This is a genomic window from Pseudomonas sp. LRP2-20, from assembly GCF_024349685.1.
Classification (GTDB): Bacteria; Pseudomonadota; Gammaproteobacteria; order Pseudomonadales; family Pseudomonadaceae; genus Aquipseudomonas.
Map to the genome: position 1 here is coordinate 3,709,979 of NZ_AP025944.1, position 21,421 is coordinate 3,731,399.

Sequence of the window (21,421 nt, forward strand, 5' to 3'; positions counted from 1 at the left end):
TTATCCGTGAGTGGGGGGATGCAGGGAAGCGGGCTGTTGGTCGAAGGCTCGCAGGTAGCGCAGGTGTGTGGCATCTGGGGTATGCAATACCTTGTCGATCCGGAACTTCGCCACCGGCTCCTGCAGGTTCTCGAAGAGGCGTCTGCCACTGCCCAAAAGCACCGGGGCCAAGGCGATTTCCAGTTCGTCGATGGCATCCATGCGCAGGTACTGCTGTATCACGTCCGCGCCACCGGAGATGCGAATGTCGCGCCCACCTGCAACCGCCCTGGCCTTCTGGAGGGCTTGCGCTGGCCCATCGTTGCAGAAGTGGAACGTCGTGCCGCCCGGCCGCACCCACGGTTCGCGCTTTTCGTGGGTGAGCACGTACACCGGGCAATGGAAAGGTGCTTGCTCTGGCCAGCTGCGCTCGCCCTGGTCGAACATGCGCTTGCCCATGATGGCCGCGCCGGTGCGCTCGAGGGTGTGGCGGAGCATGTCGTTGACCGGTCCTGTCTCGCCGCCCGAGGCGAACATGAGGTTCTCGCGAAAGTACTGCTGCTTGAGGATCCAGCCCATCAGCTCACCCCACCTGGCGCCCCACTGCTTGTAGCCGGGGTTTTCCCAGTGCGCGATGTCCATGCCTTCCGGGGCCATATAGCCGTCAAGGCTCAGGCCGATGTTGACGAATACCTTGCTCATGAACTGCCTCTCGCTGCGGATGGTTCACGCTCACTGAACAGAAGAGCCACATAAGTGTAGATGACCAGGATGTGGTCCCCGGCGGAGCATGAATGCCAACCCCGCCGTTGCGCCGTTGGAACTAAGCCACCGTTGCTGCCCCCTAACCCTGTGCGATAAGCCCAATGCCATTCACAGGAAGGTTTGATCAATGAAACGTGAACAGATCGAAGGTGTTGCAGAAAAGGTGGCCGGCAAGGCGCAGAGCGCAGCCGGCAAGTGGCTGGAAGATCCGGCCCTGGAAGCGGAGGGAAATGCGCGCCAGGCATCGGGCCAGCTCACCAAAAGCTATGGTGATGCACTGGATAACGTTTCCACATTTGTAAGGGAGAAGCCGCTGACGGCGCTGGCTGTGGCAGCAGGGCTTGCGCTGGTTGTCAGTCGACTGTTGCGGCGCTGATTTGCAGCGCAAAGCGTTCGGCCATCAGACATAGAAAGGCTTGCAGCGCCCATGAGACCGAGCACCGTCCGGCGGCCCGGGCTCATGGGCATTAGCAGGCGCAGCTGAGCTGCCGTTTCGCTGATCGGCGGCAGCGTTCGCAACAGTAGCGCACCTGGTCCCAGCATCGCGCCCAACGCTTGCGCCAGCTGAACGGCAGGCCACAGGCGGAGCAGACCTTGCTCGGCAACGGCTTAGGCCTATCCGCGTGTCACGGAGTGCCTGACGGCACGCGACGGAAGAACAGGCTGATCTGCCCGACCTCGATGCCCAGCTTGCTCATACGGGTGCGGTTGATCAGGGTATTCTCGTCCATCAGGTACATCCAGTCGTCCATGTCCATCGTCCAGTGCCGGCCATCGACCGGCAAGTCCAGGCGGTAGCGCCAGTGCAGCGCGTTACCCGCCACCTCGCCCTCGGCCACGCCAACCACATCACCGGCCGTGCCGCGCCAACGGTTCGGGCCGTCGGGGGTCAACGTCCAGATGCGCTGTTGGCGCGTGCCATCGCTGTACACGAAGTGCTCGTCGAGGATCAGTCGCTGGCCTTCACGGCGACTGTCGATGCGCACCTTGAAGCGCTTGACCACTTCGCCCGAGGGCTTCTGGAACAGGCCCCAGGCCTGCACCGGCTGCGAAAAGAACGCCGCCAGGTCCAGGCGCGGCTGCTCCTGGGCATAATGCTCGACACCCACCTTGCAACTGCCCAGTAGCAGGCAGGCGATCATCAGCAACGCCTTGTACATGCTTAAGCCTCCTCAGTCGTTTGCAGCAACCCCCAGCAGACGTTCGCGCAGCTGCGCATCGCGGGACCGGGGGTCCAGCCAGATGGCAAAGAACGCACGGGCCAAGGCCGGGTCGGTCACTTCCAGGCTGAGCTGGCCATCGACATAGAAGCGGCAACCGTGGCCGGGCAGGTACAAGCCGGTGATGCGCATGCCGGGGCGCACATCCACGAAGGCTTCAGACAGGGTGGCGGACCACTGCTCGATGGTATCGCTGGCCAATGGCGGCTTCGCCAGCCGTTGCATTTCTTCGATGCTGGCCTGCACCAAGGTGTTCCGGGAAAGCGCCCGGTGGTAGGTCAGTTCGAGGGCGAACGGCTCGGCCCAGGACCACGCGGTACCGGCGCGCCACAGGCGGGCGGTGTAGAGACGCAGGCCGAACCAGGTGAAATCGCCGCTGCCCGAGAGTTTCGCGCTGGGCAGGGAGGACTGCCAGTCAGCGGAGGCGGACTGGCTCAGGATCATCACAGTGACCAGGGTGAGTGCGCTAATGGCCGAAGGTTTGAGTGCCACGGGCGGTGCACCGGAGGGATTTCTATACAAGAGTAGTATTTTGTATAGATTTTTGAGGCTATTTCTGAAGCCCGCACTGTCTCTGTGGGAGCAACTGTCTTGCTCAATTTCCAGAATCTGGCGCGATCCCTGTGGGAGCGGGCTCGCCCGCGAACACCGGCGAAGCCGGTGCCATGCACCGAGTCGCCTTCTTCGCGGGCAAGTCGGGGCGCCGAACCGCCGCTCCCACAGGGATGGGGATCAGGCAAGCGCTCGACCGATGATCACAAGACCGGTTTGCGCGCCGCCCCGCTACGCCGCTTGGCCATCGCTGCCAGGCGTACCGCGACGTTCGCGGCACCATACCCGGCATAGCCACCTTTGCGCTGGATGATCTCGAAGAAGAAGCGCTCTTCGAACGGTTCGGTGTACACGTGGAACAGCTCGCCACCCTGGGCATCACGGTCGTACAGCACGTTGTAGTACGCCAGTTCGCTGAGGAACTCGTCGTTGAAATCGAAGCGCGCCGCGAGGTCGTCGTAGTAGTTCAGCGGAATTTCCAGCAACGGCACGCCAGACTCCTTCGCCCGGGCAACTTCCTTGAAGATGTCCGCGCAATCGAAGGCGATGTGATGCACGCCCGAACCGCGATAGCTGGACAGCGCATGGGCGATGGCGGTGTTGCGGTTTTCCGAGATGTTCAACGGCAAACGCAGGCTGCCGCACTGGCTGCGCAAGGCGCGGCTCTTGACCAGGCCGTACGGGTCGGGCAGCACCACTTCATCGTCGGCAGCAAAATCGAACAGGCTCTTGTAGAACAGCACCCAGCTGTCCAGCGACTCGGCCGGCAACGCCAGGGCCATATGGTCGATGCGCTGCAAACCACCGCTGGCATCGGCGGCCGGGTCCAGGCGGAAGTCGGTGTCATACAGCGACGGCCCTTCCTTGCCCTGCTCCACCAGGTAGATCAGGCTGCCGTCCGGCGCACGCACGGCCGGCACTTCGCATTCGTTGGGGCCTACCAGGCCGCGGAATGGCTGGCCGCGGAAGTCGGTGGCGCGCTGCAGCGCGGCGTGCTCGTCCTTCACCCGCAAGGCGGTGGCACACAGCGACGGGCCGTGGGCTTCGAAGAAGTTGTGGCCGAAGGAGTATGGCTCGGCATTGAGCACGATGTTGATGTCATTCTGACGCAGCAGGCGCACGTCCTTGCTGCGGTGCTTGCCGGCTTCGGCAAAGCCCAGGCGCTTGAGCCAACCGCCCAGGCGCGCGCCGACTGCTTCGTCGACGGCAAATTCGAGGAACTCCACGCCGTCATAGACACTGGCGGCCGGCGGGGTGAACAACACACCAGGTTCGATGGCGGTGCCTTCCTGCTCCAGGCGCAGGCGGGTCTGCTCTTCGAGGTACAGCAGCGAGCGCAGGCCGTCGGCGGCGTTCTGCCGAGTCGGCGCGGCGCGGAAGCCATCGTTGAAGATTTCCAGCGACAGCGGGCCACGGTAGCCAGTGGCCAGGATCGGCGCGAGGAAGCCGGCCAGGTCCATTTCGCCCTGCCCCGGGAAGTTGCGGAAGTGGCGGCTCCACTCCAGCACGTCCATGTTCAGGATCGGCGCGTCGGCCATCTGCACGAAGAAGATCTTGTCGCCGGGGATGTCGCGGATCGCCGCCGGGTCCCCTTTGAGCGACAGGGTGTGGAAGCTGTCGAGGATCACCCCCAGCGCCGGGTGGTCGGCCTGGCGTACCAGGTTCCACACTTGCTGGTAGGTATTGACGTGACGGCCCCAGGCCAGTGCTTCGTAACCGATGCGCAAGCCGCGCTTGCCGGCGTGCTCGGCGAGCAGGCGCAGGTCGTCCACCAGGATCTGTTCATCCCCCAGGGCGTCGGCCTGGACGTTGCTGCACACCAGCACCAGGTCGGTGCCCAGCTCTTGCATCAGGTCGAACTTGCGCTCGGCGCGGTCGAGGTTCTTCTGCAGGCGGTCGCGGCGGCAACCTTCAAAATCACGGAACGGCTGGAACAGGGTGATGGCAATGCCGAGGTCGGCGCACATCTGCCGGACTTCACGCGGGCTACCGGCGTAGTACAGCAGGTCGTTCTCGAAGATCTCGACGCCGTCGAAACCGGCGGCGGCGATGGCTTCGAGCTTTTCCGGCAGAGTGCCGCTCAAGGACACGGTGGCTATCGAACGCTGCATGGGGGGAGTTCCTTGTTATTGGACGGACGACGAACCAGAACCTCGTGGGGTTCTTGGCACTATTGATTATTCGCAGGTAAAGTCGGCCCGGCAATCTGTTTGTACGAAATGGTTAGTTTTGCGTTCGATTACCGCACAAAACCGATTTTGACGAATTGATTCACCGCCAACCCTAGGCAAACATGAACCCAGACGCAGACACACCGACCGCCCTCTTCTGCCCTGACGGTCGCTCGGCACAACCTGCGCAGACAAGCCCAGCGTCACCACATAATAAGTTCAATAAACCGGGTACCGACCTATGCACACCTCCATCGCCCTGCGATCCGCACCTGCTCGTTCGTCCTCCCTTTGCAGACAACGCCTGCGATCAATCGCGCCATAACGCACGCCCTACTCCCGACAAGCGATCGCACTCCCTCTGGCCGCCCCTGGGCGACGCCAGCCGTGCGGCGACCTACAAGAACAACGGAGACAACGATGGCTCACTCAAGCTCTCAAGCCAAGAAAGCGACCGCCAGCGGATGGATTGGCTCGGCACTCGAATACTACGATTTCTTCATCTATGCCCAGGCTGCGGCGCTGATCTTCCCGCAGATCTTCTTCCCCAACACCGACCCGAAAATGGCCATCATCGCCTCGCTGGCCACCTACGGCGTGGGCTACCTGGCGCGCCCGGTCGGCGCTTTCGTGCTCGGCCACTGGGGTGACACCCGCGGGCGCAAGAACGTTCTGCTGCTGTGCATGTTCCTGATGGGCCTGTCGACCATGGCCGTCGGCCTGCTGCCGACCTACCACGACATCGGCCTGCTCGCCCCGGCCTTGCTGGTACTGCTGCGCCTGGTCCAGGGCTTTGCCGTGGCCGGTGAGATCTCCGGTGCCAGCTCGATGATCATGGAGCACGCCCCGTTCGGCCGGCGCGGGTACTACGCCAGCTTCACCTTGCAGGGCGTGCAGGCCGGCCAGGTACTGGCGGCGGCAGTGTTCCTGCCACTGGCCTACTTCATGCCGAGCGAAGCCTTCAATGACTGGGGCTGGCGCATTCCGTTCCTGATGAGCGCCTTCGTCCTGATCGCAGGCTTCATCATCCGCAAGGAAGTGCACGAAACCCCAGCGTTCGTGAAGGAAGAGAAGCAGGACAAGGTTGCCAAGTCGCCGATCAGCGAAGCCTTCCGCCACAGCTGGAAGCACATGGTGCTGGTGATGTTCATGGCCCTGATGAACGTGATCCCGGTGGTCGCCACCATCTTCGGCGCTGCCTACGCGGTACAACCGGCCTACGGCATCGGCTTCGACAAGAGCGTGTACCTGTGGATTCCGGTGGTGGGCAACATTGTCGCGGTGCTGGTGATCCCGTTCGTGGGCAACCTGTCCGACAAGATCGGCCGCCGCCCGACCATGATCGCTGGCTGCCTGGGTTCGGGCCTGCTGGCCTTCGTCTACCTGTATGCGATCAGCATCCAGAACGTGCCACTGGCCTTCGCCACCTCGATCGTGATGTGGGGCATGGTCTACCAGGGCTACAACGCGGTATTCCCAAGCTTCTACCCGGAGCTGTTCCACACCCGCTACCGCGTCTCGGCCATGGCCATCGCGCAGAACATCGGCACCATGCTGACTGCCATGCTGCCGGCACTGTTCGCCCTGGTGGCGCCACCGGGTTCGGACAACATTCCGCTGGTGATCGGTGGCCTGGCGTTCTTCATCACTTGCGTGTGTGCACTGGCGGCCTACATTGCGCCTGAGACCCACCGTCTGGCGATGGAAGACCTGGGTAACCCAGAGGCCAAGCCGATGGAGAAGGAAGCCTTCGAGGCCAGCCGTAAAGGCAGCTTTCAGGCGGTGAGCCACTGATAAATCGCAAGGGGCCGCTTTGCGGCCCATTCGCGGGCAAGCCCGCTACCACAGGGATGTCACAAGCCTTGGCTTTGTGGTGGCCTTCGGGAGCGGGCTTGCCCGCGAATGGGCTGCAAGGCAGCCCCATCGATATCAGCCTTTAACCACTTCTTGCAGGTTCAGCCAAAGCTTTTCCACATGCTCCCGCTCGGTCGGCAAGGCCCCCACCGAAACCCGCACCATCCACCGCCCTTCCAGCGTCGCCGGCGTCACATACGCCACCCCTGACGCATTCAGCCGCTCAGCCCACGCCTTGGTATGCGCATCCAGCGCCTCCCCCTCCAGCCCGGCAGGCCGATGGCGAATGCACAAGGTCTGTAGCTGCACCGGCGCCAGCACTTCCCACTGCGCCGCTGCATTCACCTGCTCCGCCAGCCAGCGCGCATTCTCCAGGTCCCGCCGCAGGCGCTGCTGCAACGCCTCCACACCCTCGCTGCGCAACATGAACCACAGTTTCAAGGCACGGAACCGGCGGCCCAGCGGAATCCCCCAATCACGCAGGTTCTTCACCTCCCCATCCACTGCCGACTGCAGGTAGCTCGGGTTGGTGCTCATCACCCGGATCAGGTGCTGCGGATCGCGCACGTAATAGATCGAGCAATCGAACGCCACCCCCAGCCACTTGTGCGCGTTGACCACCACCGAGTCGGCCAGCTCGATGCCGTCCCACATCCAGCGGCACTCCGGCAGGATCATCGCCGAGCCGGCCATGGCCGAGTCGACATGCAGCCACAGCCCGTTGGCCTGGGCAATTTCGCCGATCGGGCGCAGCGGGTCGAGGGCGGTGGTGGTCGTGGTGCCCGTGGTGGCGACCACGGCACAGGGCTGGTTGCCAGCGGCCAGGTCCTGCTCGATGGCAGCCCGCAGCGCCTCCGGGCGCATGGCGAACTGCGCGTCGGTGGCGATCAGGCGGATGTTGGCGCGACCGAAGCCGGCCAGCAGCGCGGCCTTGTCCACCGAGCTGTGGGCATGGGCGCTGACATAGACGATCAGCGGCTTGGCCTCGGCCTGCAGGCCGCCACGTACCAGGGCATAGTCAGTGGCTCGCTCACGGGCGCTGATCAGCGCCACCAGGGTGCTGGTGGATGCGGTGTCCTGAATCACCCCGCTCCACTGGGCCGACAGGCCAAGCAGCTGGCGCAGCCAGTCGAGGGTGGTTTCTTCCAGCTCGCTCAGCGCCGGGCTGGATTGCCACGACAGGCCCAGCACGCCGAGGCCGGTGCTGAGGAAGTCGCCGAGCACCGACGACAGCGTGCCGTTGGACGGGAAGTAGCCGTAGAAATCCGGGTGCTGCCAGTGCGACAGGCCAGGCATGACCAGTTGGTTGACGTCGTCGAGGATGGCTTCGAACGGCTCGCCTTGCTGTGGAGCGCCTTGTGGCAGCTGGGCCTTGAGGTAGCCGGGCTCGACCTGGGCCATGACCGGGCGCTCGCCGACGGATTGGCGGTAGTCGGCGATCAGGTCGATCAGCTGATGGCCGTACTGGCGGAATTGTTCTGGGGTCACGCGCGCTCTCCTGTGGTTTATCTTGTGTCTGCGCCGGCCTCTTCGCGGGTAAACCCGCTCCCACAGGTACACCACTGCCCTCAAGGCCTGTGGTGATCCTGTGGGAGCGGGTTTACCCGCGAAGAGGCCGGTGCAGACAACACAATGCCCCCAAGTCTAGGCGCCCACGCCCAGGCGAATAACCCCGCTTCGCGCATACCTGCTATGGCAAACCCGCAACCCCGCCCTGCACGCCGAACTGCGACTGCCGCCACAGCTCGAACACCCGGTTACGCAACCAGCGGTGCTCGGCCGAGGCCTGCAAGCGCTGGTGCCACACCACCCAATAGCGCTGGGTATGCTCGACAAACCCCAACGGCCGCCACGCCAGGCCATGCAGGCGGCACAGCTGCCGGGCGATGTGCTCGGGCACGGTGGCCAGCGCCTGGCTGTTGCCGATCACCTGCACGGTGGCCGAAAAGAACGGCACCTCCAGGCTGATCCGCCGCTGCAACCCCTGGGCACGCAGGTGGCGGTCGATGAAGCTGTCCTTGTCGCCACCCCCGGAAATGCGCACGTGCTTGCAGGCCAGGTAGTCGTCCTGCCCAAGCACCGCCAGGGTGGTCAGCGGGTGATCCCGGCGCATCAGGCACACCGCGCGGTCTTCACCGAGCAGCCGGCCATGCAGGTTGGGCGGTGATTCGTCGAACAAGGTGGTGGCCAGGTCGATCTCGCCGCTGGCGAGCAAGGCGTACTGCCCGGCCTGCCAGGTACGGTAATCGATGGACACGCCCGGGGCCTCCTGCTCCAGCGCGGCCACCAGCAGCGGCAGCATGTGCTCGGCCACGTAGTCTGAGGCGGCCAGGCAGAAGCGCCGCTCGCAGCGGGCCGGGTCGAAAGTGGCGGGTTGGCGCAGGGCCTGGAGTTCTTCGAGCACCTGGCGCAGGGGTTCGACCAGGGCTTCGGCGTGTTCGCTGAGCACATAGCCGCGGCCCTGGCGTACCAGCAACGGGTCGTCGAAGGCTTCGCGCAGGTGGGCCAGTTGGCGGCTCAGAGCCGATTGGCTGACACCCAGGCGGTCAGCGGCGTGGCTGAGGTTCTTGAGCTGCAGGAGGCAGTCGAGGGTGCGCAGGTGGGCGAGGCTGAGGGAGGCGAAAGTCGGGTTCATGCAGGCTCCCCTCTATGAACATCACCGGCCCATTCGCGGGCAAGCCCGCTCCCACAGGGATCGCGCCAGATTCTAGAAATTGAGCAAGACAGTTGCTCAGTTGCTCCCACAGGTACTCCACAATGCCATGGCTTGTGATGTCCCTGTGGGAGCGGGCTTGCCCGCGAATGGCCGCAAGGCGGCCCCGACGATCAGGCGGTCAGGCCGACGTAGACGTTCTGCACGTCATCGTTCTCGTCGATCGCCTCGAGGAACGCTTCAACCTCGGCCAGTGCTTCGGCACTCAGGCTGGCCGCGCTCACCGGGTTCTTCGGGGTGTAGCCGATCTTCGCCGAAGTGACAGTGAAGCCATGCTCCGGCAGCGCCTTCTGTACGGCGTCCAGGTCGGTGGTGTCGGTGATGAACAGGGTCGAACCCTCTTCTTCACCTTCCTCGAAGTCCTGGGCACCGGCTTCGATGGCGGCCATTTCCGGGTCGGCATCGCCTTCCGGGGTGGCTTCGATCAGGCCGACGTGGTTGAAGTCCCAGGTCACCGAGCCGCTGGCGCCCAGCTGGCCCTTGCGGAACAGCACGCGGATCTGCGCCACGGTACGGTTGACGTTGTCGGTCAGGCACTCGACGATCAGTGGCACCTGATGCGGCGCGAAGCCTTCGTAGCTGACGGCATGGTACTGCACCGCGTCGCCGTCCAGGCCAGCGCCTTTCTTGATCGCACGCTCAAGGGTCTCACGGGTCATCGAGGCTTTCTTGGCCTGGGCGATGGCCAGGCGCAGGCGCGGGTTCATGTCCGGGTCAGCGCCAGACTTGGCAGCGATCTGGATTTCCTTGGCCAGCTTGCCCATGATCTTGCCCTTGGCATTGGCAGCTGTTTCTCTATGTTTGGCTTTCCACTGTGCGCCCATGTCGACTCTCTTTGTTTCAGCGGCCGGTTCAGGAAGCGACCGGCCAAAAGTGGGAGCAGTTTATACGCCCTCAGGCAGTGGATCGACAAGTAATCTCACGCTTTGTCGGCCTTGCCGGCTACCGCAGCGAGCAGCTGGCGCGAACCCGGGCTCCAGGCCCGCGCCGAACCGCTTGCGTTCCTTCAGGTACGCAGTGGCTTGATCGCCATGCTGGTGTTGGGTGCCACGTCATTGGCCTGGGCTGAGCCGGCCGGGCGGCTGTTCCAGTGCGGCAGCAGCACCAGGGCCGAGAACAGCGCGCAACCGGCGAACACGATGAACACCGTGACGCTGTCGAAGTAGCCCGGCAGCAGGCCGCCGAGCACCGCACCCACCGAGCCGCAGCCGTTGACGAAGCCCGCCGCGGTGGCGCCAGCCTTGGCCGTGCCGAAGTCGATTGCCGCCGCACCGCTGATCATCGAGTCCGGCCCGTACAGGGTCAGGCCCATGACGAACAGCAAGGCCACCACCATCACGATGCTGCCGCTGTGCATGGCCGCCATGAACGCTGCCAGGGTCACGGTCAACAGTACCAGGCTGATCACGCAGGCCGGCATGCGTCGGGCGCCGAACAGTTTGTCCGAAGCCAGGCCGATGATGATCGGGCCCAGCAACCCGGCCAGTTCGAAGGCGGTGGGGATGATCGCCGCGCCAACCTTGCCGACCGATGGCATCTGCTCGAAGACGATCACCGGGCCCCACAGCAGGATGGCGTAACGCGCCGGCTTCAACAGGAAGTACGCCAAGCCCAGGGTCAGCACCGTGCGGTTGCGCAGGATCTCGCGCAGCGGCGCCCAGACGCTGCACAGGTTGCCGGCCGGGGCCATGCTCTGCGGCTCGGGTTCGACCGCCGGCAGGCCGACGTCTTCCGGCTTGTTGCGCTGCAGGAAGAAGAACAGCACGGCCACGCCAGCCACCACGGCGGCACTGGAGAAGAATGCCGCATGCCAGGTGCCGACCAGTGTATAGGCCCACCAGCCGGCGAACGGCGAAGCGACCAGGCCACCGAAGGCGTAGCACGAACTCCACAGCCCCAGCACCCGCCCGCGCTGCGAGGCCGGGAAGAAGCTGCCGATGTTCTTGCACAGCCCGGCCCAGCCAGTGGATTGCGCAAGGCCCTGGATCAGCATGCAGGTGGCGAAGATCGGGAAGGTCGCGTAACTGCCCATCACCACCGCGGCCACCGCCGAAATCAGCAATCCGCCCAGCACCACCACGCGCGGGCCGAAACGGTCGGCGAGCATGCCCCAGGTGAACTGGCCCACGGCGTAGGCGGCCAGGTAGATGGCGTCGAGGTTGGCCATGGCGGCCTTGTCGAGCATGAACGTCGGGTCTTCAGCGATGCCGAGCTTGGCCACCGAGAAGGCTTTGCGGGTGAAGTAGAAGGCGGCGTAGGCCAGCCAGGTGATCGCGAAAATCTGCATGCGCCAGCGTTTCAACGCGGCTAGTGATTGATTCATTGACTCTGACCTCTTGCTCAAGTGTGCCGGCAGATTGTTAAAAAACGCCTGTCTTGTTGTTGTGTTGCGCACTGCATGACGAAGGCTCGTCATCTGGTCAGATGGCGCCGGTGTGCGGGCCATGGCCCGGCCGCTGCTTGTGGCGACAGCCTCGGGTTGAAACGTATGGAAACAGTTGCTGACTGATAAAGAAAATCGATTTATCGTATTTCACACATAAGCTCAGCTTGTTACTGGAGTCGGCATGTCGGTATCCCACGCTCAACTCAAGGCTTTCCATGCCGTGGCCGTGCACGGCAGCTTCACCCGCGCGGCAGAAAAGCTGTTTCTGACCCAGCCGGCGGTGTCCGACCAGGTGCGCAAGCTCGAAGAGCGCTTCGGCGTGCTGCTGTTCCACCGCAACAAGCGCTCGGTGCAGCTGACCGACCTGGGCGAGCGTTTGCTGGGCATCAGCCAGCGCCTGTTCGCCTGCGAGGCCGAAGCCCATGACCTGCTGCAGGACTCACGTGCCCTGCACACCGGCAGCCTGGTGCTGGCAGTGGATGCGCCCGTGCATGTGCTGCCGCAGGTTGCGCGCTTCTGTCAGCGCTACCCAGGCATCCAGGTCAAGGTCGAGACCGGCAACACCGATGAGTCGCTGTCACGGCTGTTCAGCTACCAGGCCGATCTGGCGTTGCTTGGCCGGGATGTGGATGACGAGCGGCTGTATTGCGTACCGTTGCGCCGTGACCCGATGGTGGCGTTCGTCTCGCACAACCACCCGTGGGCCAGCCGCGGCTCGATCAACCTGGCGGACCTGGACGACACACCGCTGGTGCTGCGCGAGCCGGGGTCGGTGACGCGGCAGACGCTGGAGGAAGAGATGCAGCGCGCAGGCTTGCGGATTCGCCCGGCGATTCAGGTAGAGGGGCGTGAGGCGGCGCGCGAGGCCGTGGTGGTGGGGATTGGCGTGGGGGTGGTGTCGGCGGCCGAGTTTGGTGCGGATGCGCGGGTGTGTGCGTTGCCCATCGTCGATTGCCAGCGGCACCTGACCGAGACCCTGGTATGCCTGAGCGAGCAGCGTTCGCGGCGGGTGGTGGCGACCTTCCTGCAGATGGTTCAGGAAGCGTTGTAGGACCTTACCGGCCTCTTCGCGGGCAAGCCCGCTCCCACAGGATCACCACAGATTCGAAGATTGTGGTGATCCTGTGGGAGCGGGCTTGCCCGCGAAGAGGCCGGTACAGGCGACCCGACTATGCTGGGAATACCTCAATTGCAGTTTCATCCACCATGCTCTACCGAATAGCCGCCGACGCTCTGGTCCTGCTGCACCTGGCCTTCATCCTGGTGGTCCTGTTCGGCGGCCTGCTGGTGCTCAAGTGGCGCCCCGCCCTGCTCCTGCATCTCCCCGCCCTGGCCTGGGGCCTGGCGGTGGAAGCTTTGCACTTGGAATGCCCGCTCACCGACTGGGAAAACCGCATGCGCCTGGCGGCCGGCGACGCGGGCTACCATGGCGGCTTCGTCGAACATTACCTCTGGCCGCTGATCTACCCTGCCGGCCTGACGCCGCAGATCCAGTTGCTGCTGGGCGGCGTCGTGCTGCTGCTCAACCTGGCTATCTACGGCTACGTGATCCGGCGCTGGCGTCGGCCTTAACGGGTCGCGACGACAAACAACCGCGGGAACGGCAGCAGCACCTTGCCATCGGTGGCTGGCGGGTAGTCATGCTGCATGGCCTGCAGGTACATCTGCAGGAAATCCGCCTGCTCGTCGTCATCCAGCTTCGCCAGGTAGGGCCGCAGGGCTGACCCCTTGAACCACTCCACCACCGCCTCGGCGCCGCCGGCAAGCGGGTGGTGGTAGGTGGTGCGCCACACATCCACCCGTGTACACAGCGGGCTGAGCAGGTCGTAGTAGAACGCCGCGTTATGCCGCGGTGGCAGGCTGAATTCGGCGAACTTGTCGGCCCAGGGGCCACGACCGGCGATCTCGCGAAGCTGGCGGTGCGCAGGCTCGTCGAGGTTGTCCGGGGTCTGCACGGCCAGGCTGCCGCCCTCGCTCAGCTGGCGCACCAGGTGCGGGTACAGCGAACCGTGGTCGGGCACCCATTGCAGCGAGGCATTGGCCAGGATCAGGTCCTGCGGCTCGGGGGCGGACCAGGCGCTGATATCGGCGATCTCGCAGCGCACCCGCGGAATGTGCAGGCGCTTGCGCTCGCGGGCCTTGTCGATCATGTCCTTGTCGTTGTCCAGCGCCGTCACCTGGGCATCCGGGCAGCGCTGCAGGAGCACTTCGGTCGAGTTGCCGGGGCCACAGCCAAGGTCGGTGGCATGGCGCACCGGCCGCGGTGGTACTGCGGCCAGCAGATCACGCACGGCGCGCGTGCGTTCGTCTTCGAACAGGGAATACTGGGTGGCGGACCAGGCCATGGGCGGCTCCTTTTGGCGGGCAATGCTGTGAGCATAAGCCATGTATCGAAGCGCATGCGCCTGAACTGTCCACCTATGCTTGAAGTCATCCCATTTATGCGCATGCCCATGAAACTGTCCCTGACCCTGGCCATTCTGGCGCTGATCGCCGCCGCCGCCCTGCTCGGTTCCCCCTGGATGAACCAGCGCTTTCACATGCCCACGCAAAACCACCAGGCCCAACAACGCGAAACGGCCGGGTCCCCGAGGGAGCCGGCCGTTTCCAACAGCAAGTGACGCTTAGTGTTGCTGCTTGCCAGAGCGGATCTGGTGGACCACACCCATGGCCACCACGACAGCCGCGGCGATGCCGGTGGAGATCACCAGGATCTGGTAGTCAGGCATGAAGGCCATGGTCACCAGCGCGGCGATGATGAAGCCGATTACCAGGTAGGTCAGCCAAGGGAACAGCCACATCTGCAGGCGCACTTCCTTGCCTTCGGCGATCAGCTTGCGGCGCATGCGCAGCTGCGAGAAGGCGATCACCAGGTACACCAGCAGGGCGATCATGCCCGTGGTGTTCATCAGGGTTTCCAGCACGTCTTTCGGGCGCAGGGTCTCGCTGAAGTTGATCAGCGCGCAGACCACGGCCACGGCGCAGGAGCCGATGATCGCGTACACCGGTACACCGGTGCCGGCGCGGGTGATCTTGAAGAACGACGGCGCGTCGCCACGCTGGGCCAGGGAGAACAGCATGCGCGAAGCGGTGTAGTGGCCCGAGATCAGGCAGCTGCTCACCGAGGTCAGCACCACGAAGTTCATCAGCAGCTCGGCGTGCGGCACGCCCAGCAACTCCAGGGTACGGCGGTAGGCGCCATAGCCGGAAACGCCCAGTTGCGGGTCGTTCCACGGGACCAGGCAGACGATCAGGAAGATCGAACCGACGTAGAACAGGCACACACGCCATACCACCGAGTTGGTGGCCTTGACGATCTGGGTGGCCGGGTCCTTGGCTTCGGAAGCGGCGATGGTGACGATTTCGGCGCCGAGGAAGGCGAACATCACCCCGAGCAACGCCCCGATCACCGTGGTGATGCCGTTGGGCATGAAGCCTTCGGCGGTCAGGTGGGTCATGCCACGCACTTCACCGAACTGCCAGATGTTCATCACTGCGGCGGTGCACACCACCAGGAAGCAGACGATCGCCACCACCTTGATCAGCGCGAACCAGAATTCGAACTCGCCGTAGTGCTTGACGTTGAAGAAGTTGACGGTGATCAGCAGCAGCGTCGTGGCCAGCACGAACACATTGACGCTCACGTCGGGGAAGAAGCCATGCAGGATCTTGCCCGCCACATAGGCTTCCCAGGCCATCAGGATGACCCAGTACCACCAGTACAGCCAGCCGATGGTGAAACCGGCCCAGCGGCCGATCGCGCGGTCGGCGTAGGTGGAGAACGAGCCGGTGTCGGGCGACGACGTCGCCATTTCACCGAGCATGCGCATGATCAGCACCACCAGGATGCCGCCGGCCAGGTAGGCCAGTACTGCGGCCGGGCCGGCGCTGTGGATCACGCTGCCGGAACCGACGAACAAGGCGCCGCCGATAACCCCGGCGATCGACATCATCGTCAGGTGGCGCGACTTGAGCGAGGCACTGAGCTTGCTCTCGTGCCCGCTTTTCGCGGTGGTGGTTGTGGATGTTGCGTCCATCAGTTGTGTACCCCGTGCTTCTTTTTATCCAAGGAAAACTGTGAAACCCCGATGGCTCTCGGTTTCACCTGTACATCAGTGCTAATGCGGGCAGGGTGGTGTGCGCAAACACACGCAGGCCTTCCGTGGCGGCCTGCTGACGCGCCCCAGGGTTGGCACCTGGGGCGAACTGAACATGCTTTATGTGGCGATATCTGACACCTAATGTAAAAATGTCCGGCGTAGAGAGCCATGCACAGTGGCATGAATCTCGCACTGCACTGTACAGGCCGCCGATGCAATACACCCCGCTGGCGCCTGGCGTTTCGCACTCTTGAAGGCCCCGAATGTTCGAATTACATCCAGACTCCTCCACGCCGCTGGTCAACCAGATCATCGACGGCCTGCGCGAGCTGATCGACAACCAGACCCTCAAGCCCGGCGCCAAGGTGCCGTCGATTCGCGCCTTCGCCGCGACCTATTCGGTGAGCACCTTCACCGTGGTCGAGGCGTATGACCGCCTGGTTGCCCAGGGTTTGCTGGTGAGCAAGGGCAATGCGGGGTTCTTCGTCAATCGTGCGGCGAACGAGCTGCTGGAAAACCAGAACAGCGAGACTGAAACCGGCCGCCCGACGTTCAATTCCGAGTGGTACCTGCAGCAGATTTTCGAAATCCGCCAGCTACCGTTCAAGCCGGGCTGCGGCTGGTTGCCCAACGACTGGATGTACGAAGAAGGCCTGCGTCGCGGCCTGCGCCAGGTGGCCGGCAGCCCGCTGGAACTGTCTGGCTACGGCGACCCGATGGGCCTACCGGAGCTGCGTGCGCTGACCGCGCAAAACCTGCAGCAGGAGCTGTCGATCGTCTGCAACCCGGCACAGCTGATGCTGACCCACGGTGCCAGCCAGGCCCTGGACCTGGCCGTGCGGACCTTGGTCCGCCCGGGTGACGTGGTGTTGGTGGACGACCCTGGCTACCCCAACCTGATGAGTATCCTGCGCACTCAGGGCGCGACGTTGATCGGCGTGCCACGCACGCCGAACGGTTATGACCTCAATCACCTTGAACAGCTGCTGGCGCATCACCGCCCTACCGCGTTCTTCACCCAGCCGCACCTGCACAGCCCGACCTGCTCGCGCACCCCGCTGCCGCAGCTGCACCGCTTGCTGCAGCTGGCCAGCCAGCACGGTTTCCGCCTGGTGGAAAACAACCTGTACGCCGACATGGTCGCCGAGCCGCAACCGTGCCTGGCCAGCCTCGACCACCTGCAGCAGGTGGTGTACGTGGGCAGCTACTCGAAGAGCATCTCGCCCAACGTGCGGGTCGGCTATCTGCTGGCCAACCCGGAGCTGTCGCAGAAGCTGCTGCACCTGAAGATGCGCTCGGGGCTGACCACCTCGCAGGTGATGGAGCGCGTGGTGTATGCCGCGATCATCGACGGGCGCTGGCGCAAACACCTCAAGCGCCTGCGCCAACGGCTGGCCGAAGCCCATCAGGAAGTTGGCCGGCATCTGCATCGATTGGGCTTTGAACTGTTCATCGAATCGGATGAAGGGATGTATATCTGGACCCGGCACCCGGCGATTCCGGACAGCGCGGCGTTGCTGGATGATGCGCTGGAGAAAGGCATCATGCTCGGGCCTGGGCAGTTGTTCATGGTCGATGCAAAGGCGACCGGGTGGATGCGGTTCAATGTGGCGTTCAGTACGGATCCGGCGATGTGGGAGTTGTTGGAGAAGGTGCTGGTGAAGCATGTGCGGCGGGGTGGGATTTAGGGACCGTGGCGCGGCGAGTGTGTTCGCCGTGGCATTTTCAGCGCCTGGGAGAGCGGAAGTGTCAGATTTTTTGTGTGCGGGCCGGTAACGGCCTGCCGTCAGGCAGGCCCTGATCTTCACCAGGTTGGCCTGATGAACCGATCTCCGTACAGAATCGCAAATTGATTCATCGCGCTTTTCCAATCATGGGCCGGTTTTCCCCAATTGGCTGTTATGTTGCGCAATCCCAGCCAAATCAGTTTGGTCGCTGCGTCATCATTCGGGAAATGCCCTCGGGTCTTGATGACCTTGCGTAGCTGGGCGTTGATGCTCTCGATCGCGTTGGTGGTATAGATCACCTTCCGGATGGCGGGCGGAAAGACAAAGAATGGAATCACGCGATCCCAGGCGCGTCTCCAGGCAGCCACCACCGTTGGATATTTCTCACCCCACGGCCCGCTCTCAAACTCATCGAGTGCTTGCTCAGCCGCTTCGGCATTGATGGCTTGGTAAATCGGTTTCAGTTCCTTGGCCAGTGCGCGCCGTTTGTCCCAGGCCGCGTAGTCCAGGCTGTTGCGGATCAGATGCACGATGCACGTCTGCAATGTCGTCTCTGGAAACACGGCGCTGAGGGCTTCTGGCATGCCTTTAAGGCCATCGGTCACGGCAATCAGCACGTCCTCGACGCCACGTGTCTTGAGATCGTTGAACACCTTCATCCAGAACTTCGCACCCTCAGTGTTCTCGATCCAGATGCCCAGGATGTCGCGCGTCCCGTCGGGTAGAACGCCCAAAGCCAAGTAAATGGCCTTGTTGCGCACCAGGCCTTCTTCGCGAATCTTCACCCGCAGCGCATCAAAGAAAATGACCGGGTACATCGGCTCCAATGGCCGCTGTTGCCACGCGCCAATTTCGTCCATGACCTCGTCTGTCACAGAGCTGATGAAGTCGGGTGAAACGTCGGTTCCATACTGCTCGGACAGGAAGGCCCGGATCTCTCTGACTGTCATTCCACGGGCGTACATGGCGATGATCTTGTCGTCGAAGCCAGTGTAACGGCGCTCATGTTTGGGGATCAGGATGGGCGAGAAGCTGCCGTCACGGTCGCGAGGGATATCCAAGCGCAGAGGCCCATCGCCGGTTAGCACTGTCTTGCCGCTTTTGCCGTTGCGCTGGTTGGTTTCATCCTCCGGGCGCTGCGCGCCCGGCGGATAACCCAGGTGGTGGCCAAGCTCGGCATGCAGAGCGCGTTCGATCAAGGCCTTCTTGAACGCCGCAGAGGCATCCTCGATAGCTTCTGCGGTCATCAGGCCCTCACCGAACTGCTCCAGCAGCTCCTTGGGGATTTTGGGCAGGTCACGCAGGGGTTTCTTTTTGGTTGGCATACATGCACCTCTTACTCATGTTATGCCCGAACACAAAATTTCTGACACCCTCGGGAGAGCGAGCGCCGCCCGCGCGGCGCATCGCGAGCTGCGCTCGCTCCTACGTTTGTTTCTGGCCAGTTACGCCTGTGACAGGCGCGCGCGACCGCCTTGTTTGTACTACGCGATATCGCGCCGTGCGCCAAGGCGTCCGCGCGAAAATCCCCCAGGAATGATTGGCCCTAAACAAACGTAGGAGCGAGCGCAGCTCGCGATGCGCCGCGCGGGCGGCGCTCGATCTCACAGGCGCTGAACCTGTCAAGGCAAGCAACTGTAAGCCCTGACCCAATCCCTCCCCCCTACCGCCAATCTGCCTTATCAGCAAAAAACGCCTGCGCATTCGCCTCCAGGCTCTCCAGGTGATACCCCCCCTCCTGCACAATCACACAAGGCAACCGCAACGCCCGAATCCGCTCGCCCAACGCCGCAAACCCTTCAGTCGTCACCGCCACCTTGCTCTGCGGATCCAGTTCATAGATATCGAACCCAAGCGACAACACCAGCACCTCGGCCCCAAAGTCCTGCACCGCAGCCAGCGCGATCTCCAACTGCCCCATGAAGTCCGACTCGCTGGCCCCATGGGCCATCGGCAGGTTGAGGTTATACCCCTCCCCCGCACCACTGCCGCGCTCGTCCTCGAACCCGGCCACCCCCGGATAGAAGTTGGTCGGATCACCATGGGTCGACACGTACAGCACATCGTTACGTTCGTAGAAGATCTCTTGAATCCCCTGCCCGTGGTGCATGTCGGTATCCAGAATCGCGACGCGGCTGTAACGGCTGCGCAGGGCCTGGGCCGCCACGGCAGCATTGTTGAGGTAGCAGAACCCACCCGCCGCATCGAACCGCGCATGGTGCCCCGGTGGCCGGCACAGCGCATAGGCCGCCGGCTCACCATCGAGAATGGCCTTGGCAGCGGCCACCGCGCTCTGCGCCGACCAGTAGGCCGAACGCCAGGTGTTTTCACCCACCGGGCAGCTGCCGTCAGCCAGGTAGCGCGCGGCCTGGGCGAGGATGCCACGCAGGGCGTTGGGCTCGCGCACGAAGATGTTCGACATGACCTCGTCGCCCCAGTCCTCAGGCACTTCCTTCCAGCGCGCATGGGCTTCTTCGAGGAACGCCAGGTAGGCCTCGCCGTGCACGGCCTTCAGCGGATCGAGGCCGGCATCGTCGGGCTGGCGGATGTCGAAGCCCAGGTCCTTGGCGGCCTGCAGCAGGTGCCGGGCACGCTCGGGGACTTCCTGTGGGGTGCGCATGGCGCCGCGCGAGTAGTAGCTGCGCGGATGGTGCAGCAGTTGTTCAGGGTGGAAGTAGCAACGCATCAGGCTTCTCCTTGTGCAACCTGGCCAGCGCGGGCCAGCACGGCATTGAGCAGAACATCGACGCCCTGGCGGGCATCCTCGGGCAGTACGTCTTCAGCTTCGTTGTGGCTCAGGCCACCGACGCAGGGGATGAACACCATCGCCGTCGGGCAGTAGCGGGCCAGCAGGATAGCGTCGTGGCCGGCGCCGCTGACGATGGATTGCTGGGTATAGCCAAGGCCGTCCACCGCCTGCTGCACAGCGGCTACGCAATCGGCATCGAACGGCGTCGCCGGGCTGACCCAGTGGCGCTCGATGCGCACCTGCAGGCCGCGCTGGGTGGCGATGGCCTGCAGCTTCAGGGTCAGGTCGCGCTCCATGGCTTCGATGGCTTGATCGCGGTGGTGGCGCAGGTCGACGGTGAAGCGCAGCACACCGGGGATGGTGTTGCGCGAGGACTTGGCGATCGACAGCTCACCCACGGTGGTCAGGCCTTCTGGCGCAAAATCAGCCGCCAGCTGCTCGACCGCCTGAATCATCTGCGCGGCGCCGTACAGGGCGTCCTTGCGCAGCAGCATCGGCGTGGTACCGGCGTGGGCCGCCATGCCTTCGACGGTCACGTCCAGCCAGCGGATGGCCTGGCCACCGCTGACCACACCGATGGCCTTGGCGTTGTCTTCAAGGATCGGGCCTTGCTCGATGTGCGCTTCGAAATAGGCATCGACCTGGCCGCCCAGCGGGCGTTGGCCGGCATAGCCGGTGCGCTGCAGTTCGTCGGCGACGCTGATGCCATCGGCATCGCGAATGGCCAAGGCCTGGTCCAGTGCCAGGGTACCGGTGAACACCGCAGAGCCAAACATGGCCGGGGTGAAGCGGGCGCCCTCCTCGTTGGTCCACACGGCGATTTCCAGCGGCTTGCGGGTCTGGATGTTCAGGTCGTTGAGGCGGCGCACCACCTCAAGGCCGGCCAGCACGCCATAGACGCCATCGAAACGGCCCCCTTCGGGCTGGGTGTCGAGGTGGCTGCCCATCATCACCGGCGCGGCGCCCGGGTCGCTGCCAGCGCGGCGAGCGAACAGATTGCCGATGGCATCCACCGACAGCGTCAGGCCCGCCTCGCGACACCAGTGGCTGAACAGTTCACGGCCGGCCTTGTCCTCGTCGCTCAGGGCCAGGCGGCAACTGCCGCCGCGGGCGGTGGCGCCGATTTCAGCCATGGCCATCAGGCTCGCCCACAGGCGTTCGCCATTGCTTTTCAACATGTGCGGCTACTCCAGAAACAGGTGGAT

The 21,421-nt window shown here is 63.9% G+C and carries 20 protein-coding genes; 6 read left to right on the forward strand and 14 right to left on the reverse strand.

Annotated features, from left to right (window positions below; genetic code table 11):
* Window positions 1-681, reverse strand: coding sequence for a dihydrofolate reductase family protein (locus tag OCX61_RS16445; protein ID WP_261940465.1), 681 nt, complete (start codon window positions 679-681; stop codon window positions 1-3).
* 190 nt (window positions 682-871) lie between these two features.
* On the opposite strand from OCX61_RS16445, the gene OCX61_RS16450 reads away from it, so the two are divergent.
* On the forward strand, window positions 872-1,120 hold the full coding sequence (locus OCX61_RS16450; protein WP_054887296.1) for a CsbD family protein: 249 nt from the start codon (window positions 872-874) through the stop codon (window positions 1,118-1,120).
* 91 nt (window positions 1,121-1,211) lie between these two features.
* On the opposite strand, the gene OCX61_RS16455 is transcribed toward OCX61_RS16450, so the two are convergent.
* From OCX61_RS16455 to quiC, 4 genes are all read right to left on the reverse strand, one after another.
* Window positions 1,212-1,349, reverse strand: a complete 138-nt coding sequence (locus OCX61_RS16455) for a DUF2256 domain-containing protein (protein WP_261940466.1) — start codon at window positions 1,347-1,349, stop codon at window positions 1,212-1,214.
* A 21-nt stretch (window positions 1,350-1,370) separates the two neighbouring features.
* Window positions 1,371-1,904 carry a DUF3833 domain-containing protein gene (locus OCX61_RS16460; protein WP_261940467.1) on the reverse strand — a complete coding sequence of 178 codons (534 nt, stop codon included), beginning with the start codon at window positions 1,902-1,904 and terminating at the stop codon, window positions 1,371-1,373.
* Window positions 1,905-1,916: 12 nt separating this feature from the next.
* Window positions 1,917-2,408: a chalcone isomerase family protein gene (locus tag OCX61_RS16465; RefSeq protein ID WP_261944326.1), complete on the reverse strand. Its 492-nt coding sequence runs from the start codon at window positions 2,406-2,408 to the stop codon at window positions 1,917-1,919.
* A gap of 311 nt (window positions 2,409-2,719) precedes the next feature.
* Window positions 2,720-4,627 carry a 3-dehydroshikimate dehydratase QuiC gene (gene quiC / locus OCX61_RS16470; RefSeq protein WP_261940468.1) on the reverse strand — a complete coding sequence of 636 codons (1,908 nt, stop codon included), beginning with the start codon at window positions 4,625-4,627 and terminating at the stop codon, window positions 2,720-2,722.
* A gap of 480 nt (window positions 4,628-5,107) precedes the next feature.
* Here quiC and OCX61_RS16475 point away from each other — a divergent pair, with 480 nt between their 5' ends.
* Complete coding sequence (locus tag OCX61_RS16475; RefSeq protein WP_261940469.1) at window positions 5,108-6,481, forward strand: MFS transporter; 1,374 nt, start codon at window positions 5,108-5,110, stop codon at window positions 6,479-6,481.
* Window positions 6,482-6,616: 135 nt separating this feature from the next.
* On the opposite strand, the gene OCX61_RS16480 is transcribed toward OCX61_RS16475, so the two are convergent.
* From OCX61_RS16480 to OCX61_RS16495, 4 genes are all read right to left on the reverse strand, one after another.
* On the reverse strand, window positions 6,617-8,029 hold the full coding sequence (locus OCX61_RS16480) for a DOPA decarboxylase (RefSeq protein ID WP_261940470.1): 1,413 nt from the start codon (window positions 8,027-8,029) through the stop codon (window positions 6,617-6,619).
* A gap of 202 nt (window positions 8,030-8,231) precedes the next feature.
* On the reverse strand, window positions 8,232-9,176 hold the full coding sequence (locus OCX61_RS16485; protein WP_261940471.1) for a LysR family transcriptional regulator: 945 nt from the start codon (window positions 9,174-9,176) through the stop codon (window positions 8,232-8,234).
* A gap of 191 nt (window positions 9,177-9,367) precedes the next feature.
* A complete protein-coding gene (locus OCX61_RS16490) occupies window positions 9,368-10,078 on the reverse strand; it encodes a YebC/PmpR family DNA-binding transcriptional regulator (RefSeq protein WP_054883200.1) in 711 nt (236 codons plus the stop codon).
* A gap of 182 nt (window positions 10,079-10,260) precedes the next feature.
* A complete protein-coding gene (locus OCX61_RS16495) occupies window positions 10,261-11,577 on the reverse strand; it encodes an MFS transporter (RefSeq protein WP_261940472.1) in 1,317 nt (438 codons plus the stop codon).
* A 244-nt stretch (window positions 11,578-11,821) separates the two neighbouring features.
* Here OCX61_RS16495 and OCX61_RS16500 point away from each other — a divergent pair, with 244 nt between their 5' ends.
* Together OCX61_RS16500 and OCX61_RS16505 are read left to right on the forward strand one after the other, a co-directional pair.
* Window positions 11,822-12,691 (forward strand): LysR family transcriptional regulator, encoded by an 870-nt coding sequence (locus OCX61_RS16500; RefSeq protein WP_261940473.1) that lies wholly within the window; start codon window positions 11,822-11,824, stop codon window positions 12,689-12,691.
* Window positions 12,692-12,846: 155 nt separating this feature from the next.
* Window positions 12,847-13,212 (forward strand): DUF2784 domain-containing protein, encoded by a 366-nt coding sequence (locus tag OCX61_RS16505; RefSeq protein ID WP_261940474.1) that lies wholly within the window; start codon window positions 12,847-12,849, stop codon window positions 13,210-13,212.
* Here OCX61_RS16505 and tam read toward each other — a convergent pair.
* The gene (tam, locus tag OCX61_RS16510) at window positions 13,209-13,985 is read right to left on the reverse strand and encodes a trans-aconitate 2-methyltransferase (protein WP_261940475.1); all 777 of its coding nucleotides are present in this window, start codon (window positions 13,983-13,985) and stop codon (window positions 13,209-13,211) included. The two genes, OCX61_RS16505 and tam, sit on opposite strands and share 4 nt — an antisense overlap.
* Window positions 13,986-14,081: 96 nt before the next feature.
* On the opposite strand from tam, the gene OCX61_RS16515 reads away from it, so the two are divergent.
* A complete protein-coding gene (locus OCX61_RS16515) occupies window positions 14,082-14,261 on the forward strand; it encodes a hypothetical protein (protein ID WP_261944327.1) in 180 nt (59 codons plus the stop codon).
* A gap of 3 nt (window positions 14,262-14,264) precedes the next feature.
* Here the strand turns inward: OCX61_RS16515 and OCX61_RS16520 are convergent, their stop codons facing one another.
* Window positions 14,265-15,677 (reverse strand): amino acid permease, encoded by a 1,413-nt coding sequence (locus OCX61_RS16520; protein WP_110632428.1) that lies wholly within the window; start codon window positions 15,675-15,677, stop codon window positions 14,265-14,267.
* Window positions 15,678-16,003: 326 nt separating this feature from the next.
* Here OCX61_RS16520 and OCX61_RS16525 point away from each other — a divergent pair, with 326 nt between their 5' ends.
* Entirely contained in the window at window positions 16,004-17,428 is a 1,425-nt protein-coding gene (locus OCX61_RS16525; protein WP_261940476.1) for an aminotransferase-like domain-containing protein, read from the forward strand.
* A gap of 116 nt (window positions 17,429-17,544) precedes the next feature.
* Here the strand turns inward: OCX61_RS16525 and OCX61_RS16530 are convergent, their stop codons facing one another.
* The 3 genes from OCX61_RS16530 to OCX61_RS16540 all read right to left on the reverse strand — a co-directional run bounded on the left by OCX61_RS16530 (window position 17,545) and on the right by OCX61_RS16540 (window position 21,394).
* Entirely contained in the window at window positions 17,545-18,792 is a 1,248-nt protein-coding gene (locus OCX61_RS16530; protein WP_261940477.1) for an IS256 family transposase, read from the reverse strand.
* Between the two features lie 338 nt (window positions 18,793-19,130).
* Window positions 19,131-20,153: a histone deacetylase family protein gene (locus OCX61_RS16535; protein WP_261940478.1), complete on the reverse strand. Its 1,023-nt coding sequence runs from the start codon at window positions 20,151-20,153 to the stop codon at window positions 19,131-19,133.
* Window positions 20,153-21,394, reverse strand: coding sequence for a Zn-dependent hydrolase (locus OCX61_RS16540; protein ID WP_261940479.1), 1,242 nt, complete (start codon window positions 21,392-21,394; stop codon window positions 20,153-20,155). The genes OCX61_RS16535 and OCX61_RS16540 overlap by 1 nt, the downstream gene beginning before the upstream one ends.
* Window positions 21,395-21,421: the final 27 nt, after the last annotated feature.

Bases quoted from the DNA above. Each gene is read 5' to 3' on its own strand.
- OCX61_RS16445 (WP_261940465.1), bottom strand. From the start codon at position 681: ATGAGCAAGGTATTCGTCAACATCGGCCTGAGCCTTGACGGCTATATG.
- OCX61_RS16450 (WP_054887296.1), top strand. From the start codon at position 872: ATGAAACGTGAACAGATCGAAGGTGTTGCAGAAAAGGTGGCCGGCAAG.
- OCX61_RS16460 (WP_261940467.1), bottom strand. From the start codon at position 1,904: ATGTACAAGGCGTTGCTGATGATCGCCTGCCTGCTACTGGGCAGTTGC.
- OCX61_RS16465 (WP_261944326.1), bottom strand. From the start codon at position 2,408: ATGATCCTGAGCCAGTCCGCCTCCGCTGACTGGCAGTCCTCCCTGCCC.
- quiC (WP_261940468.1), bottom strand. From the start codon at position 4,627: ATGCAGCGTTCGATAGCCACCGTGTCCTTGAGCGGCACTCTGCCGGAA.
- OCX61_RS16475 (WP_261940469.1), top strand. From the start codon at position 5,108: ATGGCTCACTCAAGCTCTCAAGCCAAGAAAGCGACCGCCAGCGGATGG.
- OCX61_RS16485 (WP_261940471.1), bottom strand. From the start codon at position 9,176: ATGAACCCGACTTTCGCCTCCCTCAGCCTCGCCCACCTGCGCACCCTC.
- OCX61_RS16490 (WP_054883200.1), bottom strand. From the start codon at position 10,078: ATGGGCGCACAGTGGAAAGCCAAACATAGAGAAACAGCTGCCAATGCC.
- OCX61_RS16495 (WP_261940472.1), bottom strand. From the start codon at position 11,577: ATGAATCAATCACTAGCCGCGTTGAAACGCTGGCGCATGCAGATTTTC.
- OCX61_RS16500 (WP_261940473.1), top strand. From the start codon at position 11,822: ATGTCGGTATCCCACGCTCAACTCAAGGCTTTCCATGCCGTGGCCGTG.
- OCX61_RS16505 (WP_261940474.1), top strand. From the start codon at position 12,847: ATGCTCTACCGAATAGCCGCCGACGCTCTGGTCCTGCTGCACCTGGCC.
- tam (WP_261940475.1), bottom strand. From the start codon at position 13,985: ATGGCCTGGTCCGCCACCCAGTATTCCCTGTTCGAAGACGAACGCACG.
- OCX61_RS16515 (WP_261944327.1), top strand. From the start codon at position 14,082: ATGCGCATGCCCATGAAACTGTCCCTGACCCTGGCCATTCTGGCGCTG.
- OCX61_RS16520 (WP_110632428.1), bottom strand. From the start codon at position 15,677: ATGGACGCAACATCCACAACCACCACCGCGAAAAGCGGGCACGAGAGC.
- OCX61_RS16525 (WP_261940476.1), top strand. From the start codon at position 16,004: ATGTTCGAATTACATCCAGACTCCTCCACGCCGCTGGTCAACCAGATC.
- OCX61_RS16530 (WP_261940477.1), bottom strand. From the start codon at position 18,792: ATGCCAACCAAAAAGAAACCCCTGCGTGACCTGCCCAAAATCCCCAAG.
- OCX61_RS16535 (WP_261940478.1), bottom strand. From the start codon at position 20,153: ATGCGTTGCTACTTCCACCCTGAACAACTGCTGCACCATCCGCGCAGC.
- OCX61_RS16540 (WP_261940479.1), bottom strand. From the start codon at position 21,394: ATGTTGAAAAGCAATGGCGAACGCCTGTGGGCGAGCCTGATGGCCATG.